At 55.4% G+C, this 16,922-nt stretch carries 16 protein-coding genes and 1 pseudogene; 12 read left to right on the top strand and 5 right to left on the bottom strand.

Annotation, left to right across the window (positions count from 1 at the left end; translation table 11 throughout):
* Nucleotides 1–114 precede the first annotated feature (114 nt).
* The gene (locus tag F153LOC_RS18360; protein WP_102105454.1) at nt 115–939 is read right to left on the bottom strand and encodes a MurR/RpiR family transcriptional regulator; all 825 of its coding nucleotides are present in this window, start codon (nt 937–939) and stop codon (nt 115–117) included.
* A 166-nt stretch (nt 940–1,105) separates the two neighbouring features.
* On the opposite strand from F153LOC_RS18360, the gene F153LOC_RS18355 reads away from it, so the two are divergent.
* The 3 genes from F153LOC_RS18355 (at nt 1,106) to queE (ending at nt 4,095) form a co-directional block, all read left to right on the top strand.
* Complete coding sequence (locus tag F153LOC_RS18355) at nt 1,106–2,662, top strand: PTS transporter subunit EIIC (protein WP_102105453.1); 1,557 nt, start codon at nt 1,106–1,108, stop codon at nt 2,660–2,662.
* Nucleotides 2,662–3,351, top strand: coding sequence for an N-acetylmannosamine-6-phosphate 2-epimerase (locus tag F153LOC_RS18350; RefSeq protein WP_102105452.1), 690 nt, complete (start codon nt 2,662–2,664; stop codon nt 3,349–3,351). The genes F153LOC_RS18355 and F153LOC_RS18350 overlap by 1 nt, the downstream gene beginning before the upstream one ends.
* A 72-nt stretch (nt 3,352–3,423) precedes the next feature.
* Entirely contained in the window at nt 3,424–4,095 is a 672-nt protein-coding gene (gene queE, locus F153LOC_RS18345) for a 7-carboxy-7-deazaguanine synthase QueE (protein WP_102105451.1), read from the top strand.
* 34 nt (nt 4,096–4,129) lie between these two features.
* Here queE and queD read toward each other — a convergent pair whose 3' ends face one another.
* The gene (gene queD, locus F153LOC_RS18340; RefSeq protein WP_199174677.1) at nt 4,130–4,495 is read right to left on the bottom strand and encodes a 6-carboxytetrahydropterin synthase QueD; all 366 of its coding nucleotides are present in this window, start codon (nt 4,493–4,495) and stop codon (nt 4,130–4,132) included.
* A gap of 309 nt (nt 4,496–4,804) precedes the next feature.
* Between queD and cysJ the strand changes: the two genes are divergently transcribed.
* The 3 genes from cysJ (at nt 4,805) to cysH (ending at nt 9,126) form a co-directional block, all read left to right on the top strand.
* The gene (gene cysJ / locus F153LOC_RS18335) at nt 4,805–6,610 is read left to right on the top strand and encodes an NADPH-dependent assimilatory sulfite reductase flavoprotein subunit (protein WP_102105450.1); all 1,806 of its coding nucleotides are present in this window, start codon (nt 4,805–4,807) and stop codon (nt 6,608–6,610) included.
* The gene (gene cysI / locus F153LOC_RS18330) at nt 6,610–8,322 is read left to right on the top strand and encodes an assimilatory sulfite reductase (NADPH) hemoprotein subunit (RefSeq protein ID WP_100779127.1); all 1,713 of its coding nucleotides are present in this window, start codon (nt 6,610–6,612) and stop codon (nt 8,320–8,322) included. Before cysJ ends, cysI begins: the two co-directional genes overlap by 1 nt.
* 69 nt (nt 8,323–8,391) lie before the next feature.
* Entirely contained in the window at nt 8,392–9,126 is a 735-nt protein-coding gene (cysH, locus tag F153LOC_RS18320; protein WP_100779128.1) for a phosphoadenosine phosphosulfate reductase, read from the top strand.
* A 134-nt stretch (nt 9,127–9,260) separates the two neighbouring features.
* Here the strand turns inward: cysH and F153LOC_RS18315 are convergent.
* The 3 genes and pseudogenes from F153LOC_RS18315 to F153LOC_RS18305 all read right to left on the bottom strand — a co-directional run.
* Nucleotides 9,261–9,377: pseudogene (locus F153LOC_RS18315) on the bottom strand (AraC family transcriptional regulator); the annotation flags it as partial.
* A 117-nt stretch (nt 9,378–9,494) separates the two neighbouring features.
* Nucleotides 9,495–9,707 (bottom strand): cold shock protein CspG, encoded by a 213-nt coding sequence (cspG, locus tag F153LOC_RS18310; protein ID WP_100779129.1) that lies wholly within the window; start codon nt 9,705–9,707, stop codon nt 9,495–9,497.
* Between the two features lie 822 nt (nt 9,708–10,529).
* Nucleotides 10,530–11,573, bottom strand: a complete 1,044-nt coding sequence (locus F153LOC_RS18305; protein WP_100779130.1) for an aminopeptidase — start codon at nt 11,571–11,573, stop codon at nt 10,530–10,532.
* A gap of 240 nt (nt 11,574–11,813) precedes the next feature.
* On the opposite strand from F153LOC_RS18305, the gene cysG reads away from it, so the two are divergent.
* The 6 genes from cysG to ftsB all read left to right on the top strand — a co-directional run bounded on the left by cysG (nt 11,814) and on the right by ftsB (nt 16,905).
* Nucleotides 11,814–13,172 carry a siroheme synthase CysG gene (cysG, locus tag F153LOC_RS18300; protein ID WP_102105449.1) on the top strand — a complete coding sequence of 453 codons (1,359 nt, stop codon included), beginning with the start codon at nt 11,814–11,816 and terminating at the stop codon, nt 13,170–13,172.
* Nucleotides 13,173–13,181: 9 nt separating this feature from the next.
* Nucleotides 13,182–14,090, top strand: coding sequence for a sulfate adenylyltransferase subunit CysD (gene cysD, locus F153LOC_RS18295; protein WP_095283121.1), 909 nt, complete (start codon nt 13,182–13,184; stop codon nt 14,088–14,090).
* Between the two features lie 9 nt (nt 14,091–14,099).
* Entirely contained in the window at nt 14,100–15,527 is a 1,428-nt protein-coding gene (gene cysN / locus F153LOC_RS18290; RefSeq protein WP_100779132.1) for a sulfate adenylyltransferase subunit CysN, read from the top strand.
* Nucleotides 15,527–16,132, top strand: a complete 606-nt coding sequence (gene cysC, locus F153LOC_RS18285) for an adenylyl-sulfate kinase (protein ID WP_100779133.1) — start codon at nt 15,527–15,529, stop codon at nt 16,130–16,132. The genes cysN and cysC overlap by 1 nt, the downstream gene beginning before the upstream one ends.
* A 59-nt stretch (nt 16,133–16,191) precedes the next feature.
* Nucleotides 16,192–16,515: a DUF3561 family protein gene (locus F153LOC_RS18280; protein ID WP_100779134.1), complete on the top strand. Its 324-nt coding sequence runs from the start codon at nt 16,192–16,194 to the stop codon at nt 16,513–16,515.
* 78 nt (nt 16,516–16,593) lie between these two features.
* On the top strand, nt 16,594–16,905 hold the full coding sequence (ftsB, locus tag F153LOC_RS18275) for a cell division protein FtsB (protein WP_100779135.1): 312 nt from the start codon (nt 16,594–16,596) through the stop codon (nt 16,903–16,905).
* The last annotated feature ends 17 nt before the right edge of the window (nt 16,906–16,922 follow it).

Here is a 16,922-nt window from a genome sequence, read left to right as displayed (position 1 = left end):
GCCAGCTTCCACTAAAAGAGGTGTGAAGGGAAGGCTCTCAGAGTCTGGACTTAGTACGCCCCTATGGGGCGTTATCAATGCCACCTGCTATGCAGGTGGTTTTTTACGTCTGATTTACAGCAGTAAGGGGAGGGTGGCACTGGCCGTCTGCTGACTGACATCGCCATAGTGATCGTCGAGGGTAATCAGACTGGTTGCCAGCAGTTCCACCAGCAGCATCACACCCACTTTGGCATTTAACGCCCCGGCACTCAGCGGCCCTTCCGGTTTCGCTGCCACCAGCAGCATTTCGCTTATCGATGCCAGCGGGCTGCGCGGCGTGTTGCTCAGCGCCAGCACTTTAGCTCCACGCTTACGCGCCAGCTTCACCACATGCAGTAAGTCACGCGTCGAACCAGAACTTGAAATCGCCACCACCAGATCGTCCTGAGTGAGCGTCGTCGCGTTCATTGATGCCCGATGCATATCGCTGAACAGTTGCGCCGATTTCCCCAGCCGCAATAATTTGTAGTGCAGATAATCTCCGATGATGGCGCTGGCCGCGACGCCATAAATGTAGACTGACCGCGACTGATGCAGCGCCTGCGCCGCCTTCAGTAGCACCTCTCTGTCGAGCAACTGGGCGGTATCGCGCAGCGCCTGCACCGACTCTTCCACCACCTCGTCGATCTCATCGCCTTTTCTGGCAGGTGCCTGGATCCGCTGTACATCCAGCGCCAGCGCCATTTTGAATTCCGTATATCCCTTACAGCCCAGCGCGCGGCATAAGCGCGTCACGCTCGCCTCACTGGTTTCACTTTCGCGCGCCAGTTCGGTGATCGTCAGATAAAGCACTTTCGCGGGATCGTTTAAGACGAACTCTCCCAGTTTTTGCTGAGTGGGGCTGTATCCCGAGACGCTCTGGCGCAGCCTCAGCAGCAGATTTTCATTTTCTGACATGCAAGATCCTTAATGCGTTTCTCTGCGGCTAGTGTGGCGGAAAGCGGGGGAGAGATGCCAGTCATTTTAAAAAAGTATGATCCGCTTCCCGATCTTTGGTGATAATTTTCGGTTTATATAATTTATGTGGTAAAAATTTTCATCATTACTCGGGGGAAGTGAAAATATGATGCAGATGTTTAGTGGTGCCTCTTCAGGGGCGTGGTTTGAAAAGGCGCAGCGGTTCGGTAAATCGTTCATGCTGCCGATAGCGGTATTGCCCGCGGCGGGCTTGCTGCTGGGAATTGGCGGGGCGTTGTCCAACCCCAATACGCTGACGGCATATCCGTTCCTGGATGTCGGCTGGCTTCAGGCCATCTTTACCATCATGAGTAGCGCCGGATCGATTGTCTTTGCCAACCTCTCGGTGCTGTTTGCGGTGGGTGTTGCGGTCGGGCTGGCGAAAACGGATAAAGGCACCGCCGGGCTTGCGGCGCTCCTCGCATTCCTGGTGATGAATGCCACCATCAATGCGCTGCTGATCCTCACCGGCACACTGGCCCATGAAAATCCCGGCGCGGTGGGGCAGGGAATGACGCTCGGGATCCAGACGCTGGAAACCGGCGTCTTTGGCGGCGTGGTGATTGGCCTGGTGACCTGCACGCTACACCATCGCTTTAATAAAATCGCTCTGCCGCAGTTCCTCGGCTTCTTCGGCGGCTCCCGCTTTGTGCCGATTATTAGTTCGCTGGCGGCGATTGTGGTTGGCGCGCTGATGACGGTTGTGTGGCCTCATTTCCAGAAAATGATATTTGGACTGGGCGGGCTGGTGGACGCGACGGGTTATCTCGGCACGTTTTTGTACGGTTTTATCCTGCGCATGCTCGGCCCTTTTGGTCTGCACCATATCTTCTATCTGCCGTTCTGGACAACCGCACTGGGCGGGAGCGAAATCGTCAATGGCCAGCTGGTGGAAGGCACGCAGCGCATCTTCTTTGCGCAGCTCGCCGATCCGAATACCCAGCAGTTTTATATCGGCACCTCGCGCTTCATGTCCGGGCGCTTTATCACCATGATGTTCGGCCTGCTGGGCGCCTGTCTGGCGATGTACCACACGGCTAAACCGGAGAACAAAAAGCGCGTGGCCGGGCTGCTGCTCTCGGCGGCGTTGACCTCCTTCCTGACCGGGATCACCGAGCCGATTGAGTTCTCATTCCTGTTTGTCGCGCCGGTGTTATACGTCATCCATGCGTTCTTTGATGGGCTGGCGTTCATGATCGCCCATATTCTGCACATCACCATCGGGCAGACCTTCTCGGGCGGTTTTATCGATTTCATCCTGTTTGGCGTTCTGCAGGGCGAAGCCAAAACCCACTGGATGTACGTCCCGCTGGTCGGCGTTCCGTGGTTCTTCCTCTACTACTTCACCTTCCGGTATCTGATTAACCGTTTCCGGTTCGCCACGCCGGGCCGTGAGAAAGAGGCCGTGGTTGAGAGTGCGCTTCCACAAAGCGAACGCGCAGCGGCGGTGATTGCAGGATTAGGCGGTCGGGAAAATCTGGAAGAGGTGGATTGCTGCGCCACGCGTCTGCGCGTCACCGTGAAGGACGGCGGCAAGGTCAACGAAGCGGCGCTAAAAGCGACCGGCGCGCGCGGGGTGATTGTGCGCGGGAACGGCGTTCAGGTGATTTACGGTCCGCACGTTACCATCATTAAAAACGAAGTCGAAGAGAGTTTAGCGTAATGAAAACGATACTGGATGTATTGAAAGGCAAATTGATCGTCTCCTGTCAGGCACTGGAAAATGAACCGCTGCACAGCCCGTTTATCATGTCTCGCATGGCGCTGGCGGCGGCGCAGGGAGGGGCAGTCGCTATTCGCGCCAACAGCGTGGTGGATATCGCGGCTATCCAGGCGAGCGTCTCTTTACCGGTGATAGGCATCATTAAGCGTGATTATCCGGACAGCGAAGTATTTATCACCGCCACCATGAAAGAGATCGACGAACTGATGACGGTGACACCGGAAATTATCGCCCTCGACGCCACCGCGCGCCCGCGTCCGAACGGAGAGACGCTGGCCGATCTCGTCGCACAGATTCGTGCGCGTTATCCCTCTCTGCTGCTGATGGCGGATATCGCCACCGTTGCCGAGGCCAAAACGGCGCAGGATTTGGGCTTCGACTGCGTGGGCACCACCCTTCACGGCTACACGGCGCAGACGGCAGGTCAGTCTCTGCCGGATAATGACTGCGCCTTTTTACGCGACGTCCTTGCGGCAGTGACGGTGCCGGTGGTGGCCGAAGGGAATGTCGACACGCCAGAACGGGCCGCACGATGCCTGGCCCTGGGCGCGCATACCGTGGTGGTAGGTGGTGCAATCACCCGTCCTCAGCAGATTACGGCGCGCTTTGTGGCGGCGATTGAGGCGTAAAGCACCGATCGGGCATGATACTTAGGCGGGGATCTGCGATACTTAACGTTTATCCCCTTAACTGAGATGACTATGCAGTACCCGATTAACGAGATGTTCCAGACCCTGCAAGGCGAGGGTTACTTCACCGGCGTTCCTGCTATTTTTATTCGTTTACAGGGATGCCCGGTCGGCTGTGCCTGGTGTGATACCAAACATACGTGGGATAAACTCGCAGATCGGGAAGTGTCGCTGTTTAGTATTCTGGCAAAAACCAAAGAGAGCGATAAATGGGGTGCCGGGAGTGCCGAAGATCTGCTGGCGATCATTGGCCGTCAGGGCTGGACTGCGCGCCACATCGTGATTACCGGTGGTGAACCCTGCATCCACGATTTAATGCCGCTCACGGAGCTGCTGGAGAAGAACGGCTACAGCTGCCAGATCGAAACCAGCGGTACCCATGAAGTCAGATGCTCGCACTCGACCTGGGTGACCGTATCGCCAAAAGTGAATATGCGTGGCGGATATGACGTGCTCTCTCAGGCGCTGGAGCGCGCGGATGAGATTAAACACCCGGTAGGGCGCGTGCGTGACATTGAAGCGCTGGATGAACTGCTGGCGACGCTGACGGATGAAAAACAGCGCATTATCGCCCTGCAGCCAATCAGTCAGAAAGAGGACGCCACCCGGCTATGCATCGAAACCTGTATCGCGCGTAACTGGCGTTTGTCGATGCAAACGCATAAGTATCTGAATATTGCCTGATATAAAAAAGCCCGGATATCCGGGCTTTTTTGTCTTATTCGCCGCGATAAACGCAGCCCGCTGTACAGGTCTCTTTGATCATCACCGAGCTTAGCAGGGGGACAAGCGGCTTCATCTGATCCCAGATCCATTTCGCCAGCACTTCGCTGGTTGGATTTTCAAGCCCCGGAATTTCGTTCAGGTAGTAGTGATCCAGACGATCGTAGGTCGGCTTGAAGGCGGCTTTCAGCTCGGAAAAGTCCATGATCCAGCCAGTATGCGGATCGACTTCACCGGTAATTTCAAGACGCACCATGAACGAGTGTCCGTGCAGACGACCGCATTTATGTCCCTCAGGAACGTGCGGCAGGCGATGGGCGGCTTCGAAGATGAAATCTTTAAACAGTGTGGTGGACATCATGTGCTCTCAGTAATACGAATGCGGAAAAAACCGCCGCATAGTACCGGAAAGACCCTTTTTTAGCATTAACTAAAACGGCCCTTGTCCCGGATGAGAGATTTTCTCATCGCTTATACTCATTAAATTTAAGAAATTCAGTGGCTTGCTTTATCGGTTTTAATGTTAAGAACCATGACTAAAAGCGGTTAGTTCTTTTGGTTATTTATTATTTCCATCCCTTCTTTAATTGTTATTATCCCCGCCGTTAACCTTATCTCTAGTTTGGTCTTTTTGCATAAATTCCGCTTTGCTACTGGAACATAACAACGCATGACAACACAGGCCCCACCTTCGAATTTGCTTCCCCTGAACCAGGAGCAACTGGCGCGCCTCCAGGCGGCCACCACCGATTTTTCACCTGTTCAGCTTGCCTGGGTCTCCGGCTATTTCTGGGGGATGCTCAATCAACAACCTGGGGCTGTTGTCACCGCAGCGCCTGCCGCCGTTGAAATCCCGGCGATAACACTTATCTCTGCCTCGCAGACCGGCAACGCCCGGCGCGTGGCGGAAGCACTGCGCGACGATCTGCTGGCCGCCCAACTGAACGTGAACCTGGTCAACGCCGGGGATTATAAATTCAAACAAATCGCGTCAGAAAAACTGTTGGTTGTGGTTGCCTCCACGCAGGGCGAAGGCGAACCGGCCGAAGAAGCGGTCGCGCTGCATAAATTCCTGTTCTCGAAAAAAGCGCCAAAACTCGATGGCACCGCGTTTGCCGTCTTTGGCCTTGGCGATACCTCGTACGAATTCTTCTGCCAGTCCGGCAAAGATTTTGACAATAAGCTCGCGGAACTGGGCGCTGAGCGCCTGCTGGATCGCGTCGACGCTGACGTTGAATACCAGCCTGCCGCCGCTGAATGGCGCGCACGCATTGTGGAAGTGCTGAAAGCTCGCGTGCCGAAAGACTCCCCAGCGCAGGCCGTTGCAACGGCATCGGGTGCGGTGAACCAGGTACTGACCAGCCCTTACACCAAAGAAGAACCGCTGACGGCGAGCCTGTCTGTTAACCAGAAAATCACCGGCCGCGACTCCGAAAAAGACGTGCGCCACATCGAAATCGATCTGGGTGATTCCGGTTTACGCTACCAGCCCGGCGATGCGCTCGGCGTCTGGTATCAGAACGATCCGCAGCTGGTCAAAGAGCTGGTGGAGCTGCTGTGGCTGAAAGGCACTGAAACTGTCACCGTGGACGGCAAATCCCTGCCGCTCTCCGAGGCGCTGCAGTGGCACTTTGAACTTACGGTCAATACCGCCAATATCGTTGAGAACTACGCCACGCTGACGCGCAGCGAAACCCTGCTGCCATTAGTGGGCGATAAAGCCAAACTGCAGCAGTACGCCGCGACCACGCCGATTGTGGATATGGTGCGTTTCGCGCCCGCGCAGCTGGATGCAGAGGCGCTCATCGGCCTGCTGCGTCCGCTGACGCCGCGCCTCTACTCGATCGCCTCGTCACAGGCCGAAGTGGAAAGCGAAGTGCACATCACCGTCGGCGCGGTACGTTATGAAATCGAAGGCCGCGCCCGTGCGGGTGGGGCATCCAGTTTCCTCGCCGATCGTGTGGAAGAAGAGGGCGAAGTGCGGGTGTTCATCGAGCACAACGACAACTTCCGCCTCCCGGCCAACCCGGAAACGCCGGTGATCATGATTGGTCCTGGCACCGGCATCGCCCCGTTCCGCGCCTTCCTTCAGCAGCGCGCGGCAGATGAAGCGCCGGGCAAAAACTGGCTGTTCTTCGGCAACCCGCACTTTACCGAAGATTTCCTTTACCAGGTTGAGTGGCAACGTTACGTCAAAGAGGGCGTGCTGAACCGCATCGATCTGGCCTGGTCCCGTGACCAGCAACAAAAAATATACGTACAAGACAAACTGCGCGAACAGGGCGCAGAGCTGTGGCGCTGGATCAATGACGGTGCCCATCTTTATGTCTGTGGCGACGCAAATCGCATGGCGAAAGACGTCGAGCAGGCTTTGCTGGAAGTGATTGCCGAATTCGGTGGTATGGATGCCGAAACGGCGGACGAATTTTTAAGTGAGCTGCGCGTAGAGCGCCGTTATCAGCGAGATGTCTACTAATGAGCGAAAAACACCCTGGCCCACTGGTGGTCGAAGGCAAACTGACGGACGCCGAGCGCATGAAGGTAGAGAGCAACTACCTGCGCGGCACCATTGCCGAAGATTTAAATGACGGTCTGACCGGCGGTTTCAACGGCGACAACTTCCTGCTGATCCGCTTCCACGGCATGTACCAGCAGGACGACCGCGATATCCGCGCCGAACGTGCTGAGCAAAAGCTGGAGCCGCGTCATGCGATGCTTCTGCGCTGTCGCCTGCCGGGGGGGGTCATCACCACCAGGCAGTGGCAGGCCATTGATAAGTTCGCCCATGACAACACGATTTACGGCAGCATTCGTCTGACCAACCGTCAGACCTTCCAGTTTCACGGCATTCTGAAGAAGAACGTGAAGCCGGTTCACCAGATGCTGCACTCCGTGGGCCTGGATGCGCTGGCGACCGCCAACGACATGAACCGTAACGTGCTTTGCACCTCGAACCCGTTCGAGTCTGAGCTGCATGCGGAAGCTTACGAATGGGCGAAAAAGATCTCAGAGCATCTGCTGCCGCGCACCCGTGCCTATGCGGAGATCTGGCTCGATCAGGAAAAGGTCGCGACCACCGACGAGGAGCCGATCCTTGGCCAGACCTATCTGCCACGTAAATTCAAAACGACCGTGGTGATCCCGCCGCAGAACGATATCGATCTTCACGCCAACGACATGAACTTCGTGGCGATTGCCGAGAACGGAAAACTGGTGGGCTTTAACCTGCTGGTGGGCGGTGGTCTGTCGATTGAGCACGGCAACAAGAAAACCTACGCCCGCACGGCGAGCGAGTTTGGTTATCTGCCGCTGGAGCACACCCTGGCGGTGGCGGAAGCGGTAGTCACGACCCAGCGCGACTGGGGTAACCGTACGGATCGTAAAAACGCGAAGACCAAATACACCCTTGAGCGCGTCGGCGTTGAGACGTTTAAAGCGGAAGTGGAGCGTCGCGCAGGGATCAAATTTGAGCCAATCCGCCCGTATGAGTTCACCGGTCGCGGCGATCGCATCGGCTGGGTAAAAGGCATCGACAATAAATGGCACCTGACGCTGTTTATCGAGAATGGCCGTATTCTGGATTATCCAGGCCGTCCGCTGAAAACCGGTTTGCTGGAAATTGCTAAGATCCATAAAGGCGAGTTCCGCATCACCGCGAACCAGAACCTGATCATTGCCGGCGTGCCGGAAAGTCAGAAAGCGAAGATAGAGAAGCTGGCGCGCGAGCATACGTTGATGGATGCGGTTAAACCGCAGCGTGAAAACTCAATGGCCTGCGTCTCCTTCCCGACCTGTCCGCTGGCGATGGCTGAGGCCGAACGCTTCCTGCCCTCTTTCACCGACAAAGTGGAAGCGGTGCTGGAGAAACACGGCATCGGCGACGAACACATTGTGATGCGAGTGACGGGCTGCCCGAACGGCTGTGGCCGCGCGATGCTGGCAGAGCTGGGGCTGGTAGGTAAAGCGCCGGGCCGCTACAACGTCCATCTTGGCGGGAACCGCAGCGGGACGCGCATTCCGCGTATGTATCGCGAAAACATTACCGAGCCGGAAATTCTCGATTCCATCGATGAACTGGTCGGACGCTGGGCGAAAGAGCGCGAAGCGGGTGAAGGCTTCGGCGACTTTACCGTACGCGCGGGCATTATTCGCCCGGTGCTCGATCCAGCGCGAGATTTCTGGGAGTAATCCTGATCGCCCGGTGGCGCGCGCCTGATAAGCGAAGCGCCATGAGGCAAGGCAAACAGTGAGGAACTTATGTCCAGACTCGATCTAAACGCCCTAAACGATCTGCCCAAAGTGGAACGTATCCTGGCGCTGGCGGAAACGAACGCCATGCTTGAAAAACGCGATGCGCAGGGCCGCGTCGCGTGGGCGCTGGAAAATTTGCCGGGCGACTATGTGCTCTCGTCGAGCTTTGGCATTCAGGCGGCGGTGAGTTTGCATCTTGTGAATCAGATCCGCCCGGACATTCCGGTGATCCTCACCGATACCGGCTATCTGTTTCCGGAAACCTATCAGTTTATTGATGAGCTGACGGATAAGCTCCAGCTGAATCTTAAGGTCTATCGCGCGGAGCAGAGCGCAGCGTGGCAGGAAGCGCGCTACGGCAAACTGTGGGAGCAGGGTGTTGAGGGCATTGAGAAATACAATGAGATCAACAAAGTCGAGCCGATGAATCGGGCGCTCAGCGAGCTGAATGCGAAAACCTGGTTTGCCGGCCTGCGCCGCGAACAGTCCGGCAGCCGGGCCAGTCTGCCGGTACTTGGGATCCAGCGTGGCGTATTTAAAGTCCTGCCGATTATCGACTGGGATAACCGCACCGTTTATCAGTATCTGCAGCAGCACGGGCTGAAATACCATCCCTTGTGGGATCAGGGCTACCTGTCGGTGGGCGACACCCACACCACCCGCAAATGGGAACCTGGAATGGCGGAAGAAGAGACACGATTCTTTGGGCTTAAGCGTGAGTGCGGGTTGCACGAAGGCTGATTCACCGGTCCGCTGTCATATGCCTCTGCTTGTCACGAGCAGGGGCTTTTTTTATTGCGAGACGCATTCCGTAAAGGATGACTGCGTGCAGAGGAGACGTCAGAATCCTTATAAATAGCTGCTGAGGGGGATTGTTACTGACTTATTTCTCCCCGCAGGCGTCTGATATCACGTTGCGGCGACTCACCAAACTCCCTGCTGTACTCGCGGCTAAACTGGGACGCACTCTCATAGCCCACTTTTACCGCCGCCCCCTTATGCCTGAAACATAAAAAAACCCGCTCAAGGCGGGTTTTTTATCACGTTCACTTATCTGCTCAGGCTGATGCCATCATCGCTGTCGTAAGTATTCGTGTCATTATCAGCTATTACAGCGTGATAACGTTGGCAGCTGCAGGGCCTTTGGCACCATTCTCAATTGAGAACTCAACCTTCTGCCCTTCATCTAGTGTTTTGTAATCGTTGCTCTGGATAGCAGAAAAATGTACGAATACATCTTTGCTACCGTCTTCTGGCGAAATGAAGCCGAAGCCTTTTTCAGAGTTAAACCATTTTACTAAACCAGTCATTTTATTAGACATATTTACTTCCTTAAATTTTCTTGAGCCACACGTGGTGGCAAACATGGCCTGCTTGCAGATGAGGACTTATTGGGCACTTAGGAGAAGGCTCATGCAGAAGAGTATCTAAGGAACACGCTTGAAATGAGGACTGCTTTACTAAAACTGCTTTCATAAGGTCTGTATGCCAAACCGATGACGCATAGTGGGCTCATATGACTTGATAAGCAAGATTATTTTTGTCAGTAATCTGTTGGGGAAATTTACAATTCAAAAGGGCAGTCATCTTAAAAGCCCTGACCATTACAGACAGGGCTTTTAAGATACTACAGACTTCTGATTTAACATTAATGGGCTTAATAAAGTGATACTGCTATTTATACTGCTTTTAAATGTACCCGTTCACTTCAGATAATATTTGGCATTATTACTAAAAAGCCTCCCACTATTTATTGTACCAATCTACCGACAACGTCCGCTGCACGCCCTGAAACATTCGACACGTTTTATGGCTTAAATAGGGGCGGTTTTCGTGCTTCGAGCGCCTGCAACTATTTCTCCTCATCGTAACGGCTTGTGATCGTCCAGCAGCGGTAAATGAATCTTTTCAGACATAACATCCTCGGGAGAGTGTATGAAGGGTGTTAATCCAACAAAGTTATTGCTGAGGCAGAAAAGTCAGCAACCAGCGGAATGGAGGATACGGTTGCAGAATTGATTTTTTAGACAGGCATGAAACGAAAAGAGCCCGTACACCACATGGACTCTTTCTTTAGTGCCTCGGCTATTCTGTCCAGATTAGGGGGCAGTACATGACCTCTTCCCCCATTCTCACCTTTCCGTTTACGCTTTACCCGCTTTCGTCAACTCTTTCACCAGCGGCAGCATCACTTTCACCACGTCACGGCTGCGGTGCTCAATGCGTTGAGGCAGCACTTTATCAATGTGCTGCTGGTTATCCAGTCTCACATCGTGCCAGCTGGTGCCATCCGGGAAGGCTTTCGATTTAGCGCGCTGCTGATATCCGTTTTTGTCCCCTAAGTTCCAGTTCGTCGCCTCGACGTACAGCACGGGAATGCCCGCTTTATCAAACACTTCGCCGTCGCTACAGCAGCCGGTGCCTTTGGGGTAAGCCGGATTACGCCCAGGATTGACTGCCGCCAGAATACCGTGGCTGCGGGCAATGGCCAGCGCGCGGTCGCGCGTCAGTTTGCGTACAGAGTTGGGGGTGCTTTTGCCGCTGTTGAAATAGAGCTTATCGCCGACGATCAGGTTATCGAGATTGATCACCAGCAGGGTATTTTTCTTTTCCGCCGCGCTCATGCGGTTGAGCAGGTTCTCCGCCCCGAGTTTGCCTTCCTCTTCGCCGCTGGTGGCGACAAAGCGAATCCCGTACTGGGTCGGAACATCTTTCATCCGTTCGGCCAGCTCCAGCATCACGCCAAGGCCTGCCGCATTATCGTCGATACCCTGAAGGGTCAGGCCGCCGAGATTATTATCAATGTCCGCATCGCTCTGGGGGGCGAAGGTATCGAGATGCGCCATAATAATAATTTGCTGCGCCGATTTGCCTTCGTGGGCCGCGATAACCGTACTGCCGGTCACGTTGTGCCAGTTTTTGCTGTTATTGCGCGACGTAAAAATGTAGCGGCTGTGGAAGGCCCGAATGTCGTTCTGGTAGCCCATCTGTGCAAACTGCTGGCGCAGATAGTCTGCCGACAGCATCTCTGCAGGCGTGCCTGTCATTCGTCCTGGAAATACCGTGGCAATATGGCGCGCCTGAGTGGATGCGATTTCACCCAAAGGTTGAGTGGTTGCCTGAGCCGGGAGGATACAGCAAACGCCGATCGCCAGGGCAGCGATACGGTGGCGCATTGCGCAAAACATAGTGAGTCCTTAAAAAATCGAACAAAATTTTAACCTGCCTAGTATGAAACTGTGACGGCGCTTACACAATTTCATTTGCTCTTAAATGCCCGTTATTTCGCAGGTTAAGCACTTTTTGATATTAGCTTTCTCAACTCGTTATTCCATTGAGTAACTACTCATTCCAATTCGTAATTTCATTCACTCTAAGCCGCCCCCTATAGTCCCACTATTCCTGTTGTTGAGACGAGTTACCGCATCGTGGACTATCTGCCGCTGTTTGCTTTATTGAAAGACCGTCCGGTGCTGGTTGTCGGGACGGGCGAAATCGCCGATCGCAAAATCGCTTTTTTACAGCGGGCCGGCGCGCAGGTGCAGAGTGTTACGGCGTCAGAATTCGATGAGTCACTGCTTGATCAGGTGGTACTGGCCATCGCGGCGACGGATGATCCGACGCTGAACCGTCGGGTGTTTGAGGCGGCCAATGCCCGTCATCGGCTGGTGAACGTGGTGGACGATCAGCCCTTGTGCTCGTTTATCTTCCCGTCGATTGTCGACCGTTCGCCGCTGCTGATTGCAATCTCATCCGGCGGCAACGCGCCCGTGCTGGCGCGCATGCTGCGAGAAAAGCTGGAAGCATTATTACCTGTAAGCCTCGGGCGTATGGCTGAAGTGGCGGGGGGCTTTCGTGAACGACTGAAAGCGTACCGTACCACTACCGCCGATCGCCGTCGTTTTTGGGAGAAAGCCTTTCGCGGGCGTTTTGCCAGCCTGATGGCAGCGGGAAACGAACAGGCTGCCAAACGCGAGCTGGAGGACTCCCTTCACGCTTCACATCAGCAGCAGGGCGAAATTATTTTAGTCGGTGCCGGGCCGGGTGACGCCGGGCTGCTGACGCTGCGCGGTCTGCAGGTTATTCAGCAGGCCGACGTGGTCTTTTACGATCATCTGGTAAGCGACGAGGTGCGTGAGCTTATCCGTCGCGATGCCGAGCAGATCTGCGTCGGCAAACGCGCGGGCGAACACTCAGTGCCGCAGCATGAGACCAATCAGATGCTGATTGATGCCGCGAAAGCCGGGAAATCCGTGGTACGCCTCAAAGGCGGCGACCCGTTTATTTTCGGGCGCGGCGGCGAAGAGTTGCAGGCAGCCGCGCAGGCGGGCGTGCCGTTTCAGGTGGTCCCGGGTATCACGGCGGCATCGGCGGTCACCGCCTACGCCGGTATCCCGCTCACTCACCGCGACTATGCCCAGAGCGTCACCTTCGTTACCGGACACTACAAAGCAGACAGCGTGCCGTTTGACTGGGTCCAGCTGGCGCAAAGCCGTCAGACGCTGGCGATCTACATGGGCACCCTGAAAGCCGCTGACATCAGCGAACAGTTGATTCGTCATGGGCGCGATAAAGCGACGCCGGTGGCGGTGATTTCACGCGGGACACGCGCCGACCAGCACGTCGCGACCGGAACCTTACAACAACTTGCAAACCTGGCGAAAAATGCCCCCATGCCCGCCCTGATTGTGGTGGGAGAGGTGGTGGAGCTGCATCAGACGCTCGCCTGGTTTCAACACAACCAACAGCAGGAGGGATTCAACTCTTCTGTGGTGAATCTGGCTTAAGGAATGGTTATGGACCAAAAACGACTTACCCACCTGCGGCAACTTGAAGCGGAAAGCATCCATATTATCCGCGAGGTGGCTGCCGAATTTTCGAACCCGGTGATGATGTACTCGATCGGGAAAGATTCCAGCGTCATGCTGCATCTGGCGCGTAAAGCGTTTTATCCGGGCACTTTGCCGTTCCCGCTGCTGCACGTGGATACCGGCTGGAAATTCCGCGAAATGTACGAGTTCCGCGACCGCACCGCCAAAGCCTACGGCTGCGAACTGCTGGTGCACAAAAACCCGGAAGGGGTGGCGATGGGCATCAACCCGTTCGTGCACGGCAGCGCGAAACACACGGATATCATGAAAACCGAAGGGCTGAAGCAGGCTCTGAACAAATACGGTTTTGATGCGGCCTTCGGCGGCGCGCGCCGTGACGAAGAGAAATCCCGCGCCAAAGAGCGTATCTATTCTTTCCGCGACCGCTTCCACCGCTGGGACCCGAAAAACCAGCGCCCGGAGCTGTGGCACAACTACAACGGCCAGATTAATAAAGGCGAAAGCATCCGCGTCTTCCCGCTCTCCAACTGGACCGAGCTGGATATCTGGCAGTATATCTATCTGGAAAATATCGAAATCGTTCCGCTGTATCTGGCGGCAGAGCGTCCGGTGCTGGAACGCGACGGAATGCTGATGATGATCGACGACGATCGTATCGATTTGCAGCCGGGCGAAGTGATCAAAAAACAGATGGTCCGCTTCCGTACGCTGGGCTGCTGGCCGTTGACGGGCGCTGTGGAATCAAACGCGCAGACGCTGCCGGAGATCATCGAAGAGATGCTGGTCTCCACCACCAGTGAGCGACAGGGGCGCATGATTGACCGCGACCAGGCAGGCTCAATGGAGCTGAAGAAACGTCAGGGTTATTTCTAAGGAGCCGCCATGAACACCACTATTGCACAACAAATTGCTGATGAAGGCGGCGTGGAAGCTTACCTGCACGCCCAGCAGCACAAAAGCCTGCTGCGCTTTCTGACCTGCGGCAGCGTCGATGACGGGAAAAGCACCCTGATTGGCCGACTGCTGCATGACACGCGTCAGATTTACGAAGACCAGCTCTCCTCCCTGCACAATGACAGCAAACGTCACGGCACCCAGGGCGAAAAACTCGATCTGGCGCTGCTGGTGGATGGCCTGCAGGCTGAACGCGAGCAGGGGATTACCATCGACGTGGCGTATCGCTATTTCTCTACCGAGAAGCGCAAATTCATCATCGCCGATACCCCAGGGCATGAGCAGTACACCCGTAACATGGCCACGGGCGCATCGACCTGTGAGCTGGCGATCCTGCTAATGGACGCGCGCAAAGGCGTGCTCGATCAGACACGTCGCCACAGCTTTATCTCCACGCTGCTCGGCATCAAACACCTGGTGGTGGCAGTCAACAAAATGGATCTGGTGAATTTCAGCGAAGAAAAATTCGAGGAGATCCGCCAGAGCTATCTGACTTTCGCCGCGCAGCTGCCGGGTAATCTGGATATTCGCTTTGTGCCGCTCTCCGCGCTGGAGGGCGATAACGTGGCCTCCCAGAGCGTGAACATGCCGTGGTACAGCGGCCCGACGCTGCTGGAAGTGCTGGAAACCGTCGAAATTCAACGCCCCGTGGAAAGCCAGCCGATGCGCTTCCCGGTGCAATATGTCAACCGTCCAAACCTCGATTTCCGTGGCTTCTCCGGGACGATTGCCTCCGGCGTAGTGAAGGTTGGTCAGCGCGTGAAAGCGCTGCCCTCCGGTGTGGAATCGACCATTGCCCGTATTGTCACCTTCGACGGCGATTTGCCGGAAGCGGGCGCGGGCGAAGCGGTGACTCTGGTACTGAAGGACGAGATTGATATTAGCCGCGGTGATTTGCTGCTGGATGCGCAGGAGAGCGTGCCGGCCGTGCAAAGCGCCTCCCTGGACGTGGTGTGGATGGCGGAGCAACCGCTGACAGCGGGCCAAAGCTATGACATCAAAATCGCGGGCAAGAAAACCCGTGCGCGCGTCGATAGCATTCACTATCAGGTGGATATCAACAATCTGGCGCAGCATCAGGTTTCAGAATTGCCGCTGAACGGCATTGGGCTGGTGGATCTCACATTTGATGAGCCGCTGGTGCTCGACAAATATCAGCAAAACCCGGTAACGGGCGGCCTGATCTTTATCGACAGACTGACTAACGTCACCGTGGGTGCCGGGATGGTGCGCGAGCCGCACGAGCAGGCAACCGCAGCGCCTTCTGAATTCAGCGCCTTTGAGCTGGAGCTGAACGCGCTGGTCCGCAAACACTTCCCGCACTGGGGCGCACGCGATTTGCTGGGAGGAAAATAATGGCGCAGCACGATGAGAACGTCGTCTGGCATCCTCATCCGGTAACCGTTGCCGCGCGCGAACAACTCCACGGTCATCGTGGGGTTGTGCTGTGGTTTACCGGGCTGTCTGGCTCCGGTAAATCCACCGTGGCCGGAGCGCTGGAAGAGGCGCTGCATCAGCAGGGGGTCAGTACCTATCTGCTCGATGGCGACAACGTGCGCCACGGCCTGTGCAGCGATTTGGGATTTAGCGATGACGATCGTAAAGAGAACATTCGCCGCGTAGGGGAAGTGGCGAGCCTGATGGCTGATGCAGGGCTGGTGGTATTAACCGCCTTTATCTCGCCACATCGCGCCGAGCGACAGATGGTGCGCGAGCGCGTGGGTCACGAGCGGTTTATCGAAGTGTTTGTCGATACGCCGCTTGCGGTGTGCGAAGCGCGCGATCCGAAAGGGCTTTATAAAAAGGCCCGTGCGGGCGAGCTGCGTAATTTCACCGGCATTGACTCGGTTTACGAAGCCCCTGAATCACCAGAGATTCACCTGGAAGGTCAACAATTGGTAACAAATTTAGTAGGCCAATTATTAGACCTGCTCAGACAGGGCGATATTATCAGATCCTGAGACGGTATCGAACGGATAGCTCGCTGCCCGTAAGATGTGTCATGGTCACAGGATCTGCTATGCGTAACAGTGAGAATTACATTATCACCACGTCGGACACCGTATCGACTGATGACGACACGACCTGGTCACTTCCTGGGGCCGTGGTCGGCTTCGTCTCGTGGTTGCTGGCGCTCGGCATCCCGTTTCTGATCTATGGCCGCAATACGCTGTTTTTCTTCCTCTACACCTGGCCTTTTTTTCTCGCGCTGATGCCCGTCGCGGTTGTGGTTGGCATTGCGCTGCACTCGCTGCTGAATGGCCGCCTGTTCTACAGCACCATTATCACCATTGCCACCGTGGTCATCATTTTCGGCCTGCTGTTTTTATGGCTGATGGGCTAACTTGCGACATAATTAAAACCCCAGAGTAGAGTCGAACGGAAAGTTATGGGATGATGATGCCGTTTTTCAGGGGGCTGGATGGGTAAATTAACACTGCTGTTGCTGGCTTTGCTGGTCTGGCTACAGTATTCGCTGTGGTTTGGTAAGAACGGTCTTCACGACTACAGCCGCGTCAATGATGACGTCACGGCACAGCAGGCAACAAACGCAAAACTCAAAGCGCGAAACGATCAACTCTTTGCCGAAATTGACGACCTCAATGGCGGGCAAGAAGCGATTGAGGAACGCGCACGCAACGAACTCAGTATGACTAAGCCGGGCGAAACTTTTTATCGTCTGGTGCCGGATGCGTCTAAACGCAGTCAGGGCTCAGCACAAAACAATCGATAATCAGGCCCAGGATTACG

The sequence above is a fragment of the Lelliottia sp. F153 genome (genome assembly GCF_002870005.1).
GTDB classification, from domain to species: domain Bacteria; phylum Pseudomonadota; class Gammaproteobacteria; order Enterobacterales; family Enterobacteriaceae; genus Enterobacter; species Enterobacter nimipressuralis.
The sequence above is the reverse complement of the archived record's forward strand: the minus strand, read 5'-3'. Positions and strand labels throughout refer to the sequence as shown.

Excerpts from the sequence above, each read along its gene's own strand:
- cysC (WP_100779133.1), top strand. The coding sequence starts at position 15,527 with ATGGCGCAGCACGATGAGAACGTCGTCTGGCATCCTCATCCGGTAACC.
- cysH (WP_100779128.1), top strand. The coding sequence starts at position 8,392 with ATGTCCAGACTCGATCTAAACGCCCTAAACGATCTGCCCAAAGTGGAA.
- F153LOC_RS18355 (WP_102105453.1), top strand. The coding sequence starts at position 1,106 with ATGATGCAGATGTTTAGTGGTGCCTCTTCAGGGGCGTGGTTTGAAAAG.
- cspG (WP_100779129.1), bottom strand. The coding sequence starts at position 9,707 with ATGTCTAATAAAATGACTGGTTTAGTAAAATGGTTTAACTCTGAAAAA.
- F153LOC_RS18350 (WP_102105452.1), top strand. The coding sequence starts at position 2,662 with ATGAAAACGATACTGGATGTATTGAAAGGCAAATTGATCGTCTCCTGT.
- queE (WP_102105451.1), top strand. The coding sequence starts at position 3,424 with ATGCAGTACCCGATTAACGAGATGTTCCAGACCCTGCAAGGCGAGGGT.
- cysN (WP_100779132.1), top strand. The coding sequence starts at position 14,100 with ATGAACACCACTATTGCACAACAAATTGCTGATGAAGGCGGCGTGGAA.
- F153LOC_RS18360 (WP_102105454.1), bottom strand. The coding sequence starts at position 939 with ATGTCAGAAAATGAAAATCTGCTGCTGAGGCTGCGCCAGAGCGTCTCG.
- F153LOC_RS18280 (WP_100779134.1), top strand. The coding sequence starts at position 16,192 with ATGCGTAACAGTGAGAATTACATTATCACCACGTCGGACACCGTATCG.
- cysI (WP_100779127.1), top strand. The coding sequence starts at position 6,610 with ATGAGCGAAAAACACCCTGGCCCACTGGTGGTCGAAGGCAAACTGACG.
- cysD (WP_095283121.1), top strand. The coding sequence starts at position 13,182 with ATGGACCAAAAACGACTTACCCACCTGCGGCAACTTGAAGCGGAAAGC.
- cysJ (WP_102105450.1), top strand. The coding sequence starts at position 4,805 with ATGACAACACAGGCCCCACCTTCGAATTTGCTTCCCCTGAACCAGGAG.
- ftsB (WP_100779135.1), top strand. The coding sequence starts at position 16,594 with ATGGGTAAATTAACACTGCTGTTGCTGGCTTTGCTGGTCTGGCTACAG.
- queD (WP_199174677.1), bottom strand. The coding sequence starts at position 4,495 with ATGATGTCCACCACACTGTTTAAAGATTTCATCTTCGAAGCCGCCCAT.
- F153LOC_RS18305 (WP_100779130.1), bottom strand. The coding sequence starts at position 11,573 with ATGTTTTGCGCAATGCGCCACCGTATCGCTGCCCTGGCGATCGGCGTT.